The organism is Candidatus Sulfotelmatobacter sp. (genome assembly GCA_035504415.1).
GTDB lineage: Bacteria > Vulcanimicrobiota > Vulcanimicrobiia > Vulcanimicrobiales > Vulcanimicrobiaceae > Vulcanimicrobium.
Genome location: DATJRY010000004.1, coordinates 49896 through 62198, shown reverse-complemented (window position 1 = coordinate 62198; position 12303 = coordinate 49896). Strand labels below are relative to the sequence as shown.

17 protein-coding genes are annotated in these 12303 nt (G+C 69.2%); 8 read left to right on the top strand and 9 right to left on the bottom strand.

Annotated features, from left to right (window positions below; all coding sequences use genetic code 11):
* Positions 1 to 196 precede the first annotated feature (196 nt).
* The 3 genes from VMD91_01315 (at position 197) to VMD91_01305 (ending at position 1323) form a co-directional block, all read left to right on the top strand.
* Positions 197 to 838: a cytochrome c oxidase subunit 3 gene (locus VMD91_01315; protein ID HTW82687.1), complete on the top strand. Its 642-nt coding sequence runs from the start codon at positions 197 to 199 to the stop codon at positions 836 to 838.
* Positions 839 to 912: 74 nt separating this feature from the next.
* Entirely contained in the window at positions 913 to 1140 is a 228-nt protein-coding gene (locus VMD91_01310; GenBank protein HTW82686.1) for a hypothetical protein, read from the top strand.
* A 3-nt stretch (positions 1141 to 1143) separates the two neighbouring features.
* Positions 1144 to 1323, top strand: a complete 180-nt coding sequence (locus VMD91_01305; GenBank protein ID HTW82685.1) for a hypothetical protein — start codon at positions 1144 to 1146, stop codon at positions 1321 to 1323.
* Here VMD91_01305 and VMD91_01300 read toward each other — a convergent pair.
* Both VMD91_01300 and VMD91_01295 read right to left on the bottom strand, forming a co-directional pair.
* Positions 1320 to 1679 (bottom strand): VOC family protein, encoded by a 360-nt coding sequence (locus VMD91_01300; protein ID HTW82684.1) that lies wholly within the window; start codon positions 1677 to 1679, stop codon positions 1320 to 1322. The two genes, VMD91_01305 and VMD91_01300, sit on opposite strands and share 4 nt — an antisense overlap.
* The gene (locus VMD91_01295) at positions 1679 to 2308 is read right to left on the bottom strand and encodes a hypothetical protein (GenBank protein HTW82683.1); all 630 of its coding nucleotides are present in this window, start codon (positions 2306 to 2308) and stop codon (positions 1679 to 1681) included. The genes VMD91_01300 and VMD91_01295 overlap by 1 nt, the downstream gene beginning before the upstream one ends.
* Between VMD91_01295 and VMD91_01290 the strand changes: the two genes are divergently transcribed.
* Positions 2286 to 3230 carry an SCO family protein gene (locus tag VMD91_01290; protein HTW82682.1) on the top strand — a complete coding sequence of 315 codons (945 nt, stop codon included), beginning with the start codon at positions 2286 to 2288 and terminating at the stop codon, positions 3228 to 3230. The genes VMD91_01295 and VMD91_01290 overlap by 23 nt on opposite strands.
* Positions 3227 to 3583: a hypothetical protein gene (locus VMD91_01285; protein ID HTW82681.1), complete on the top strand. Its 357-nt coding sequence runs from the start codon at positions 3227 to 3229 to the stop codon at positions 3581 to 3583. Before VMD91_01290 ends, VMD91_01285 begins: the two co-directional genes overlap by 4 nt.
* Here the strand turns inward: VMD91_01285 and VMD91_01280 are convergent.
* From VMD91_01280 to VMD91_01250, 7 genes are all read right to left on the bottom strand, one after another.
* On the bottom strand, positions 3580 to 4653 hold the full coding sequence (locus tag VMD91_01280) for a carboxypeptidase-like regulatory domain-containing protein (protein ID HTW82680.1): 1074 nt from the start codon (positions 4651 to 4653) through the stop codon (positions 3580 to 3582). The two genes, VMD91_01285 and VMD91_01280, sit on opposite strands and share 4 nt — an antisense overlap.
* A complete protein-coding gene (locus VMD91_01275) occupies positions 4650 to 4868 on the bottom strand; it encodes a hypothetical protein (protein HTW82679.1) in 219 nt (72 codons plus the stop codon). Before VMD91_01275 ends, VMD91_01280 begins: the two co-directional genes overlap by 4 nt.
* A gap of 80 nt (positions 4869 to 4948) precedes the next feature.
* Positions 4949 to 6412, bottom strand: a complete 1464-nt coding sequence (locus tag VMD91_01270) for an MFS transporter (GenBank protein HTW82678.1) — start codon at positions 6410 to 6412, stop codon at positions 4949 to 4951.
* Positions 6379 to 7299, bottom strand: a complete 921-nt coding sequence (locus VMD91_01265) for a heme o synthase (protein ID HTW82677.1) — start codon at positions 7297 to 7299, stop codon at positions 6379 to 6381. Before VMD91_01265 ends, VMD91_01270 begins: the two co-directional genes overlap by 34 nt.
* Entirely contained in the window at positions 7296 to 8234 is a 939-nt protein-coding gene (locus VMD91_01260) for a COX15/CtaA family protein (protein HTW82676.1), read from the bottom strand. The genes VMD91_01265 and VMD91_01260 overlap by 4 nt, the downstream gene beginning before the upstream one ends.
* 49 nt (positions 8235 to 8283) lie before the next feature.
* Positions 8284 to 9009 (bottom strand): hypothetical protein, encoded by a 726-nt coding sequence (locus tag VMD91_01255; protein ID HTW82675.1) that lies wholly within the window; start codon positions 9007 to 9009, stop codon positions 8284 to 8286.
* Between the two features lie 4 nt (positions 9010 to 9013).
* Positions 9014 to 9736 carry a hypothetical protein gene (locus VMD91_01250; protein ID HTW82674.1) on the bottom strand — a complete coding sequence of 241 codons (723 nt, stop codon included), beginning with the start codon at positions 9734 to 9736 and terminating at the stop codon, positions 9014 to 9016.
* Between the two features lie 63 nt (positions 9737 to 9799).
* Between VMD91_01250 and VMD91_01245 the strand changes: the two genes are divergently transcribed.
* Genes VMD91_01245 through VMD91_01235 form a run of 3 tightly spaced genes read left to right on the top strand, consistent with a single transcriptional unit; the run spans position 9800 to position 12290 of the window.
* Positions 9800 to 10237 (top strand): hypothetical protein, encoded by a 438-nt coding sequence (locus VMD91_01245; GenBank protein ID HTW82673.1) that lies wholly within the window; start codon positions 9800 to 9802, stop codon positions 10235 to 10237.
* Complete coding sequence (locus tag VMD91_01240; GenBank protein HTW82672.1) at positions 10237 to 11208, top strand: alanine racemase; 972 nt, start codon at positions 10237 to 10239, stop codon at positions 11206 to 11208. The genes VMD91_01245 and VMD91_01240 overlap by 1 nt, the downstream gene beginning before the upstream one ends.
* Positions 11208 to 12290: a hypothetical protein gene (locus VMD91_01235; GenBank protein HTW82671.1), complete on the top strand. Its 1083-nt coding sequence runs from the start codon at positions 11208 to 11210 to the stop codon at positions 12288 to 12290. Before VMD91_01240 ends, VMD91_01235 begins: the two co-directional genes overlap by 1 nt.
* Positions 12291 to 12303: the final 13 nt, after the last annotated feature.

Below are 12303 nucleotides of genomic sequence, written 5' to 3'. Positions count from 1 at the left end.
ACGCTGGAGTGGATGATCTCCTCGCCGCCGCCGTACTACAACTACAAGAAGATCCCGGCCGTGCTGGCCGCTCCGTACGACTTCGGCAACCCGCTCCCGTACATCGGGCTCGACGCGGCGCCGGGAGCCGTCGAGGCGACGCCGACCGCGGAATCCCATCCGGTTCCCACTCACTAAGGAGGCGACGAAACACGTCATGGCGGTGTCCGTCGCCAAACAAGGCTACCACCTCGGCCACGGAGAGGTCGACGATCACCACGATACGGTGATCTACAACGAGACGCGCGACATGCGTCTGTTGGGCTTCGTCCTCTTTCTGTGCGCCGACGTCATCCTGTTCTCGTCGTTCATCTTCGCGTACATCTACCTGCGCACGACGGTGTCGCCGGTATGGCCGCCGATCATGGACGGCAAGCAGCTGCCGCGCCTCGACGTCGCGTTCGCCTGCTTCAACTCCGTCGTGCTGTTCGGGTCCGGTGTGACGATGCACTTCGCGATGGAGGGCTGGCGGCACGCCAAGCGCGGGATGTTCAACCTCTTCATGGGGCTGACGATCGTGCTCGGTGCGGGCTTCCTCGCCGGTCAGGGCTACGAGTACATGCACGCCAAGATCGGCGGCTGGAGCGGCTCGATCTTCGGCGCCTCGTTCTTCACGTTGACCGGGATGCACGGCTTCCACGTCTTCGTGGGCGTGTGCTACCTGATCGTTCTGTGGTGGCAGACCAGCCGCAGCGTCTACACGACGGACCGCTACTTCGGCCTCACCGCCGGCACCCTGTACTGGCACTTCGTCGACGTCATCTGGGTCGCACTGTTCTTCCTGTTTTATCTGTGGTGATGAAAGAGATACCGGTGATGGAGCGAGCGCAGCAGCATAGCGCCATGTCGAACCGTTCAATGGAGCGCCGTTAGATGGACGCATTAGCGGGAACAGAGAAGATCGTCGCTGCGATCGGCGCCGTTGTGGTGTTCATCTTCGCGATCGTCGGGTTGCGGGGTGAGTGGCCGAAGATGGGGCTCGACGACATCGTCACCAAGCTGCTGCTGGGGCTGATGGCCTTCGGCTGCTGTTTGGTCATCCTGGCGTGTCTGGGCATTCTGCCGCACGTCTCGCCGTCGACGCCGAGCACGGGAGTCTAGCGCATGCACGATCCAACCGACGACCGCGGCGTCCCGATCTCGAGCGGCATTCCGTCGCTCGTGATCTGGGCCGGCGTGTGCGGTGTCATCCTGATCTTCGCCGTCGCCGCGATGGTGCTCTCGACGTCCGGCTACGGCCACTTGTGGCCGGCCAGCAACACGCTGAACCTGAAGCTCGGTTAGCCTCTCGGCGGCGAGTGCAGCCCGAGGAGGTTGCCCTCGGAGTCCTTGAACATCGCCCATCCGCCCCACGGCTCTTGCCGCGGCGGAGTCGTGATCTCGACGCCGCGCTGCGTGAGCTGCGCGGCGGTTTTTTCGACGTCCTCGACCTCGATGATGACCTTGCCCTCGTCGCGGGGTTCGTCGGCATCGAGGAACAGCGTGAACTGCGTCTTCTCGCCGGGCGGCGCGACCGTCACCCAGCGCATGTCCGGGCCCATCGCGGCGTCCATCGTCTTGGTCCAGCCGAGCTTCTCGGTGTAGAACGCGATCGCGCGTTCGACGTCGCCGACGTAGAGCGTGATGACCGAGATGTACATCAGACGATCTCCCTCTTGCGCGGCGAGATGCCGACGCCCAGCGCGGGGATACGACGCGGCAACACGCCGGTCGGGCGGCCGTCGACGGTGTGAACGCCGCCGTACTCGGAGAACTCGCACAGCGCCGGGCGGCTGAGCGAGGGCAGCTCGGCGGGGCCGAGCGTCGGCCACTCGCAGGCGACCACACTCGCCTCGGTGAGCACCGCGACGTAGCCGTTCTCGCTCGCGGCCGAGTGGGCGTCGCGCGGGCGATAGCGAATGTACCCGTCGACCCGGTAGATCGGCCGCATCGTGTGGAGCAGCGCGCGCGCCGGCGCCAACATGACGCCGAGCGCCCAGACCGCGCAGCCGATGACGCCCAAGCCGAAGACCGGGGCGATGATGACGATGTCGGGATTGACCCATCTGGGCGAAAGCCGCGGCGCCATGAACACACCGATGGTGATCGCGGCGAACACCAGCCCACAGAGCAGCGGTTCGATCGCGATGGCCAGCCGGCCGAAGAACCCCCACAGCACGACCGCGCGTTCGCTGCGCGTCCACGGGCGGCGAATGAGCGTGCGCGCACGATCGTCGGCGCTGAGCCGGCTCGGTTTGATCCCGTGGATGATGCTGCTCGTGTCGATCATGTGGGTGATCCCAGGGACGGCCGGCGCGGCCGCTCGCCTGCACGGCGTCGTCCTCGCGGTCAGCGCGAAAGACGGGACGGCCGTCGTTCGCCATGACGCGTTCGGATCGATGCCGGCGATGACGATGCCGTTCCGTATCGTTCCCCGCGCGCGGGCCGCACAACTGCAAGCCGGCGCCACCATCGACGCCGAGGTCGACACCCGGACCCACCCGTGGACCCTGCGCAACGTGGTCAGCACGGCGACCGAGCCGCTGACCGATACGGGCAGCTCACCGCCGCGCCACGTGACGCCGCTGCGCGTCGGCGACCGCGTTCCCGACGTCCCTTCCTTCGTCGATCAAGAGGGACGGCCGTTCCGCTTCTCGTCGCTGCGCGGCCGGAACGTCGTCCTGGCCTTCGTCTACACGCGTTGCCGGGACGCGCGCATGTGCCCGCTGATCAGCGCGAAGTTCCGCCGCCTCCAGGACAGTGCGGGAAACCGTCCGTTGCGGCTGGTCGAGGTCTCGCTCGATCCCGCCTACGACCGGCCGCCCGTGTTGCGCCGCTACGGCCGGATCTTCGGCCAAGACCCGCGCCGCTGGACGCTGGTCGTCGGCGACGCTGATCCGACGCTCGATTTCGCCGCGCGCTTCGGCATCACGGCCATCCCGGACCCGGCCGTCGGCATCATCCACGCGGAGAACACCGTCACGATCGATCGCACCGGCACGATCGTCGCCATGCGCGGCGGCACCGCGTGGACGCCCGACGAGCTGTTGGCGCAAATCGACGCTCTCGACGGCCACAGCGGCGACACGCTCGCGCGTTTCGGCGGCTTGGGGGATCTCGCCGTCGTGCTGGTGGTCGCCGCCGCGTTCGTCTACCTGCTGTGCCGGCTGGCCGCAAGGTTTTCGTCGAGAACGCGTAAGACGCACGCATGATCCGTGCGTACCGGCTCACGACCGGGGCCGACGGCAACTCACACGTCGAGCGCGGCGCGATCGCCGACTACACGATGGTCGACGCCGTCTCCGTCCTCTTTCGCGAGACGCCGGCGCACGCGTCGCTGGACTGGCACAACGCGCCGCACCGCCAATACGTCGTCACGCTCAGCGGCACGCTCGAATTCACCACGAAAACCGGCGAGACGTGCGTCATCCGTCCCGGCGACGTCCTCGTTGCCCTCGACGTCGACGGCACCGGCCACGAATGGCGTCTCATCGACGACCAACCCTGGAAGCGCGTCTACGTCGTCTTCCCGCCCGGCGCCGACCCCCGCTTCGTTCCCGACTAGGGTTTCAATTTGTCGATGAATGCGAAAAGTGTTGGCCCGACGGCATCGAGAGACCCGGAGATCTTGTAGAGAACCGGCGACAGCCTGGTCAGCAAGACCGGCATCGGCAGGTCCTGATCCGGGGGAAGCGCAGTATTGTACGCCCTCTGTATGACATCGATTACGGTGTCGAAGTCGTGCTCGTCGATATCCGAGAGATCGCACGGTATGACGGTTGCCGCCGAGTCGACGGCACTCCAATGCTTGAACGGCCTGAGCGCGATGAGAAGGAACGGTCCGCGTCCACGAGGTGCCCAGCAAGCTCGTTGTGAGGGGCGACTAGACTTCGCGCAATACGAGTCTAGTAAATTGGTTGCCGTCGTCGTATCGTAGAAGAGAGCAACCGTGTGCGCGAATCCCGTCGCATCTAGCGACTCGAGCACGCTCAAGTGCAGTGTCTCGATCGCCGGCCGTGCCGGAAGGACAAAGAGGTTGTAGGCCCGCGTATTCACAAGCCCCGGCGGAGCCCCGGATATCGGCTGGTTCGATTGTCGGAACCGCGCCACGATTCGCCCGAGAAAGACAGTCGATCGCCGGTCTTGTCTCGGGAACAGCACATAGGTGTACCGGCCGTAGTACGGTCGCCGTGCAATCGACGTCGCGCGCGTGAAGAATCCAAAGAGTGAATCCTGGATAGGCGGCTTCGGTCCCACGGCTCCCGCGGTCGTTGGTGGCCGCGTCGCCGATGGCGCCGAAAAGGGCCGAGCCCCGAGTACTACGACCAGACCGAGTGGACCGACCAGGGCGGCCCGGAACGCGTTGCCGCTGAGGGTCTGCACCGTGAACCCTTCCCTCGAGATGGTAAGGCTCGTAACTTGCGCGGGATCGACCTGAACCAAGAAGTGACCGCTCGCGTCGGTCCTGGTCACGAGGCCTCCATTGACGAGTTGGAGCGAGACGATAGCGCCAGCAACGGGGGCTCCTGACGGGTAACGCACGACGCCGGAAACCACCATCGCGGCGCTCCAAGCCATCTGCGCAGAGAGAACCAGAGCGACCGCGAGGAGTATTCCTGTTATTGCGGCCTTCACGGCGACTTGCGCCCGCCGTACCGACGGAGCATCACTTCGATCAGACCCGCGCTCCCAACGCCGAGGAGGACGTCGAGAGACACGAGGGCCTTGGCAGCCAACCCGATGCTCTGCTCGACGAAATAGAGCGCAGCCGAAGTGACGAGGGCGACGAAGAGAAAGCGCCCTGCGCTCTTGGCATACGTTGCCGCCCGTGGAGCCGCGTTCTTCACCATCGTTCACCCCGGAAGCGAAGGCCAAAAACTCGCTTTGCGGTTACAAAGCCAGGGCGAAAACGTTGGGCAGAATCAGTCCCCTACCCTGTCGCTCTCGTCGTCTGAGCCGCGCGTTCGGCGGCGTGGGAGGCGAGCGCGAACGTGAGCAGCGTCGCGGCGACGGCGACGGCCGTGAAGACGAGGTAGGCGATGCGGTAGCCGGCGACGTCGGAGCCGTGCGAGCTGGCGACGCCGCCGCCCAGCGAGCCGCCGATGATCTGGCCGATGATCAGCACGATCGAGAGCAGCCCGACGGCCGACGCGCGCCGGTCGGCACCGACGCGGCTGGTGATGATGTAGCGGGTCGGCGCGCCGAGCAGCGAGCCGAAACCCAGACCGGCGACGACCATCGCCAACAGCGCCAGCCACAGGTGCGCGAAGCCGAACGCGAAGATCCCCAAGCCGACGGCGGTGAGCGTGGTGCCGACCGCGAGCACGGCGCGGCTGCCGACGACGTCGAGCGCGCGGCCCGAGAGCGGGATGACCACGACGAAGCAGATGGCGCCCAGCGCGGCGACACCGCCGGCCGCGGCGTAGCCGAGATGTTCGGCGGCGACCAACGCCGCGGGGACGAAGAAGAGCGAGCCTTCGAGCGCGCCGATGAACAGCTCGAGCAGATACGTCACCAGCAGTTGGCGATCGCGGAAGAACGCCGGCGGGATCACCGGCTGCGCCGCGCGCCGTTCGACGGCGAAGAAGAGCGCGAACGATATCGCGCCGACGGCGAGCATCGCCCACGCCAGCGCCGTGTCGATGCGGCCGCCGACGCGGTACAGGCGCGTGAGCAAGCTCATCAGCGAGAGCAGGCCGAGCGCCAGCGTGATCAGACCGGCGACGTCGAGCGGCCCGCGCACGCGCGGCGCGGTCGCCGGCACGCGCGTGCGCGCCAGCACGATCACCGCGATCGCGAGCGGTATGTTCAGCACGAACACCCAGTGCCATGACAAGTACCGCGTGACGACGCCGCCGAACGCCGGGCCGACGATCGCCGCCAGGCCCCACGTCGCGGCGACCAAGCCGAGCGCGGCGCCGCGCCGCTCGACCGGCACCCGGTCGGCGATCGCCGCGGTCGCGACCGGGAAGATTCCGCCCGCGCCCATCGCTTGGATCGCGCGCGCGAACAAGAACACGCCGTACGACGGCGCCGCGATCGCCAGGACGCTGCCGGCGCCGAACAGCGCCACGCAGGCGATGTAGACGCCGCGCCGGCCGGTGCGGTCGGCGAGCGTCGAGGCGATCGGAATCGCGACCACGTTGGCGAGCAGGTAGAGCGTGAACACCCACGCCAGCGCGCTGGGGCCGACGCCGAACTGCGCGCCCAGCGCCGGCAGCGCCGGCGAGAGCACGCCCAAGTCGAGCGCCCCGGCGAAGACGCCCAGGCCGAGCGTCAGCAGCAACGGGACCGTGCCCGGATCGACCTCGTGTCCCGCGACGGTCGTGCGTGCGGCCGTCGACGCGCCCTCGGTCACGATCAGATCACGCGGTCCGCCACCATCGCGACGCACATCAGCGCCAGGTACAGCAGCGAATACTTGAACAGGACGCGCGCCTGCCGCTTGGTGGAGTCACCCGAGACCTTCCATGCGTCCCACAGGAAGACGGCACCGAGGATCAGCGCGCAGCCGCCGTAGCACGGCCCGAGCACGTGCAGCGGGAAGAACGCCAGCGAGACGCCGACCAGGACCAGCGAGTAGATGATGATCTCGCGCTTGGTGCGCGCGACGCCGGCGACGTTGGGCAGCATCGGGATGCCGGCCTTGTCGTAGTCGACGTTCGTCATCAGCGCCAAGGCCCAGAAGTGCGGCGGCGTCCACAAGAAGATGACCGCGAACAGGGCGAACGCCGGCGAGCCGAGATGGTTGGTCACCGCGGCCCAGCCGACCAGCGGCGGCACCGCGCCGGCCGCACCGCCGATGACGATGTTGAGCGGCGTGATCCGCTTGAGCCACATCGTGTAGATCACGACGTAGTAGACGTTGCCGCCCAGCGAAAGCCATGCGGCAAGCGGATTCACCAACCGGTAGAGCAGCGCGAAGGCGACGACTTGCGCCACGATCGCAAAGATCAGCGCGTCGCGAGCGCGGATCGCACCGCGCGCGACCGGACGCGTCTTGGTGCGGTTCATCAGCCGGTCGATGTCGCGGTCCCACACGCAGTTGAACGCGCCGGCCGAGGCCGCGGAGAGCGCGCCGCCGAGCAGCGTCCACAGGGTGAGCACGAGCGGCGGCAGACCGCGCGCGGCCATGAGCATCGCGGCGTAGGTCGTGATCAGCAGCAGGTAGATGATGCGCGGCTTGGTCAGCTCGTAGTAGTCGTGCACCCGGCCGCGCCAGCCGCCGCTGGACCCCGCCGCGCTGGCGACGCCGTCGACGCGACCGAGCGTCGAGCTCACTGACCGGCTCCGGCGGCGTTCGGCGCGTTGGCACTCGAAGCGCGCACCGGCGTGCGCGCGCGCACGCGGACCGGGACCGTGCCGTCGAACGCGGCAAAGCCCAGCGCGGTGATGAACGCGATGAACGTCGCGCTGGCGTTGGCGGCGTGCGCTTCGCGCAGCACCATCGGCAGGTCCCAGGCGACGTTGGCGAAGCCGAGCATCACCTGCAGCACGATCAGCGCGTAGGCGAACAGCGTCGCGGTGCGCACGCGCGGCGTCGTGGCGGCGGCCAGGTACGCGGCCACCGTCGCGACCAGGAACAGCGCGCCGGCGAAGACGCGGTGGACCATCTGCGCGTGCTGTGCCGCTCCGGTGCCGGTCAACGAGCCGCCGTCGCACAGCGGCAGCGTCGAACACGCGAGGCCGGCGCCGCTCGAGCTGACGTAGGCGCCGGCGCACATCGTCGCCAGCACCAGCAGCGCGCAGACCGTCAGCAGCCCGCCCAGGAACGAGTGCTGCACGACGATGCGCCGCGGCGCGACGGTCGCCAGAATCGCCAGCACGGTCAAGCCCGCCAGCAGCAGCATCGCCGCGGCCCAGTGGACGACCACCGACCAGGGACTGTTGGAGAGGAAGACGGTCAGGCCGCCCAGCGCGACCTGCAGGACGAAGACGCCGGCCACGAAGGCGACCGCCGCGCGCAGGCCGGCGATGCGGTCACGCTCGCGCCAGGCCAGGTACAGCGTCGCCAGCACGACCCAGCCGACCACGAAGGCCACCAGCCGGTGCGACCATTCGAACACGACCCCGCCGGCGAGCGACGGGATCAGTTGACCGTGGCAGAGGGGCCAGTCGGGACAGGTCATCCCGGCTCCGTTGATGCGAACCCAGCTGCCCAGGACGGCGAGCAAGAACGCCAGAGCGGCGCCTGCGAGCGAAAAGGCCCGGAACATCAGAGAGAGCGTACCGCGAACGACCAGCGCTCGAAACGACCTAAGTGCGTCAGCACCCCGTCAACATGCCCAGGTCGTGGTCGGCCGCGAGCCCTTCGTCGTGCAAGATCGCGTCGGACTTCTGGGCGAGCGCGGCGGCCAGCTGGGCGTCGATCCTGTTCATCTCGCCGGGCTGGGGCGGCGGCGGATCCATGTCGGGCGAGGCCGGAGGACGGTTGTGGACCGGCGCACCGTAGCGCACCAGGTTGCCGGTGTGCGCGTCGCTCTGGTCGGTCTCGTCGGCGACGGCCGCGCGCGCCACGCGTCCCTGCAGGACCAGGACCGCGCTCGCGAACTCCGCGGCCGCCCGGTCTTGGTGCGCGAGCGCGCCGCCGAGCGCGTTGGCGAAGGCCAGCAGGTCGTTCTTGCGCGGATCGTCCGGCGGCGCCGCGTTGGCTTCGGCGCGCAGCAGCTTGATCTCGGCGTCGACCGCGTGCGCCTGGACGCGGATGTCGCTGGCGGCGCGCAGCCAGCTCTGCTGCGCTTGCATCTGCTGCAGCGTGTTGAGGTTGTCGAAGTCCGTGGCGCGGATGTTGTGGATCAGAACGGCGAGGCCCAGGTTGCCGTCGAGCGCCGACTGGATCGCGTGATTTGCGTGCTCGGTGATCGTTTGGCAGACGCCGCTGTGCGTCGTGCCGATCACCGTCAACGGCGTCGGCGGGGTCAGCGGCGGCGCGGGCGACGGGCTCGCGGCGGGACCGGCCGCCAGCACGATCAGCAGCGAGACCGCGGTCACCATGTCAGCAGCCCGACGTCGCCGTGATGCTGTGGTCGGCCGCGACGCCCTCGTCGCGCAAGATGTCGCTCGACTTCGCGGTCAGGCCGTCGGAGAGCTGCGCGAAGAAGCGGTCGTATTGGCCGACCTGCGGCGGCGGCGCGATCGCGGCCGGGAACGCCTGCTCCTGATCGACGGCTTCTTGCGCGTTCAGGGCCGGCGGCTGCTGGTTGCTGGCGGCCATGATCGCGTTCGCCTCGGCGCGCTCGACGCGACCTTGCATGACGGTCACGCTGCCCATGAACTCGGTGGCGGCCTTGTCCTGCCGCGCGATCGCACCGCCGAGTGCGTCGGCGAACGCCTTGAGCTCGGCTTTGCGCTCGGGATCGTGCGCGGCTTCGGCCGCGGCGCGCAACTGCTTGATGTCGGCGTCGGCGGCGCGCGCCTCTTTGCGAATCGCGCCGGCTTGATCCATCATCGCATCGATCGCGTTGCGCCGCTGCATCGCGCTGAGCATGTCGAGGTCGACCGCGCGCATGTTGTGCGCGAGAATCGCCAGGCTGCGGTCGTCGTCGAGCGCGGCGCCGATCGCGCCGTTCGCGTGGTTGACGATGGTCGCGCACGGACCCGTGTGCGTCGTACCGATGATCGTGAGCGGCGTCGGGAGCGAGGGGGGCGCGGGGGAGGCCGTCGGAGTCGCGGCAGATGCGACGGCGACTGCCACCAAGAGCGGTAGCAGGCTGACCATGGGTGCGACTTCCGTCGTACCGGCGGGGTATCCTCGCTGGGGGCCGTCGAACGCTCGGTCCCGATGCGGCGAGTCTGTGCCGCCCTCGTGCTGGCCGTCGCTCTCGTCGGCTGTCGCGAGGTGCGTGTCAACCAGGAACGCACCGGGACGACCCCTGTGGTCGGGAACGCCGAAGTCGTCGTCCTGCGTGACAAGCGGACGCTCGACGCCTTGCAGATCGCCGCCCCGGTCGACTTCCGCAAAGAGTTCGCCGTCGTGCTGCTGATGGGACCCCACAAGGAGACCGGCTGGACCCAGATCGTCGAGTCGATCGCGGCCAACACGGACCGGGTCCACATCGTCGCCTTCGAGCGCGGCCCGCTGGGCGGGGGCGAGCCGGCCCCGCACGCGTACCGCACCTACACGATCTGGATCGTCCCGAACATCGCCTACCGGCCGGGCGCCCGGGTCGAGGTCGTCTCCCCGTCGGGCGAGGCGATCGCATCGACGGTCCTGCGCTGATGGGGCCGGACATCGACCTGGACGGCGAGACGCTGCGCGCCAACGCCGCGGGGTTCGCCGCCCTGGGCGCGCCGGTGGCGGCGGTCGTCAAGGCGGACGGCTACGGCTGGGGCGCGCGGCGTTTGGCCCGCGAGCTGGACGACGTGGTCGAGTCGTACGTCGTGGCCGACGCTGACGAGCTGGCGGCGCTGCGGTCCGCGACGTCCAAGCCGATCCGGCTGCTGGCCGACGCCGCGCGCGGCGCCCTGGATCGCGTCCTGGCCCTGGGCGGCATCCCGAACGTCTCGACGCGCGAAGCGGTCGCGGAGGCGGCCGCGGCCGCCGCCGTCCGCGGGCCGTTGACCGTGCGGGTCGGGCTGCTGGACGCGGCGGGCTGGGCGGCGATCCGCCCCGCCGACGCGCCGGCCTTCGCCGCCGCCTTGGCCGGGACGGGCTTGCGGGTCGAGCTCTGGACGCACCTGACCTCGACCGCGCGCGCGGCCGAGACGCTGGCCGGCTTCGCCGCCGGGCGGCGCTGCTTCGTGGAGGCGGGCGTCCCGGTGATCGGCGTGGACCTCGCCAGCACGGCCTGGGCCGGCAGCGTCCCGGCCGGCGACCGGCTGCGGATCGGGGTCGGGCTGTTCGGCGCCCGGCTGGGCGCGCCGGTGGCGACGCGCTGCGCGCTGCGGGTCCGCGCCAAGCGGGTCCGGTATCATCCGCCCGGCAGCATCGGTTGGGCCGGCTACGGCGACGTCGCGGTCAGCAGCGATCGTTCCGTTTCGGTCTTGCGTTGCGGATATGCGGACGGATTGCCGAAGACTCTGGCTGGAAGTGGGACGATTCTCTCGATAGGCATGCAGTACACGACGCGCCTGGACGGCGAGGAAGCCGACGCCGAACTGCTGATCGGCGGCGGCGACGACGTCGATGCGTTGGCCGCGCGGGCGGGTATCACTTCACACGAGCTCGTGGTAGGTTTGGCCAGAGAATGATGCTCGACGCGCTGCCGCGCTTCGATGGGACGATCACGCGGTTGGGCGTCGTCCTGAGCCCCGACGGTTCCCCCGAACAGGTGGAAGGCGTCCTCAACCCCGCCAGCGCGACCGCGCGCGACGGGACGCTGCTGCTGTATCCGCGCGTCGTCGCCGCCGGCAACGTCTCGCGCGTCGGCTTGTACGTCGGCCACCGTGATGGCGACCAGCTGACGTTCGAGAACCGCGGCTACGCGCTGCAGCCCGAAGAGCCGTACGAGCTGCGTACGGCGCCGGGCGGGATGGGCTGCGAAGATCCGCGCGTGACGTTCGTGCCGGTGCTCGACTGCTACGTGATGGTGTACACGGCGTTCGGACCTCACGGCCCGCGCATCACGCTGGCGCTCTCCGACGACGGCTACGCCTGGAAACGGCTGGGGCAGCTGACGTTCGCGCCGGGCCTGCCGCAGGGCGACGACAAGGACGGCGTCTTCTTTCCCGAGCCGGTCCTCTCGCCCAGCGGCGTCCGTTCGCTCGCGCTCTACCACCGGCCGATGCTGCGGCTCTCGACCGTGGACGGCCGCAGCGCGATCCCGATGCTGCTCGAGCTGCGTCCCGAAGAGCGCGAATGCGTGCGCATCGGCTACATCCCGCTCGAGCCGGCGCTGCGCGATCGCGCGAAGCTGCTCGAGGTCAGCGAGAGCGCGGTCGTGCTCACGCCCGACGCGCCGTGGTGCCAGGTCAAGACCGGCGGTGGCACGCCGCCGGTGCGCATCGCCGAAGGCTGGTTCTCGCTCTATCACGGCGTCGAAGCGATCCCGACCAGCGAAGGCCGCTACTCGATGATCTACAGCGCCGGTTTCGCCGTTCACGACAGCGAGCGGCCGCACATCGTGCGCTACCATTCGCGTTCGGCGGTCATGCGTCCGGAAGGGCTCGAGGAGACGCACGGCATCGTCAGCAACGTCGTCTTCCCGACCGCCATCGACGTGCTCGGCGAGCGCGCGTTCGAGTTCTTCTACGGGATGGCCGACGCACGCATCGGCCGCGCGCGGCTCGAGCTGGCGCCGCCGTTCGCGAACGCCGAGGATTCCGCGGCCTAGCCGCCGCGGCGCG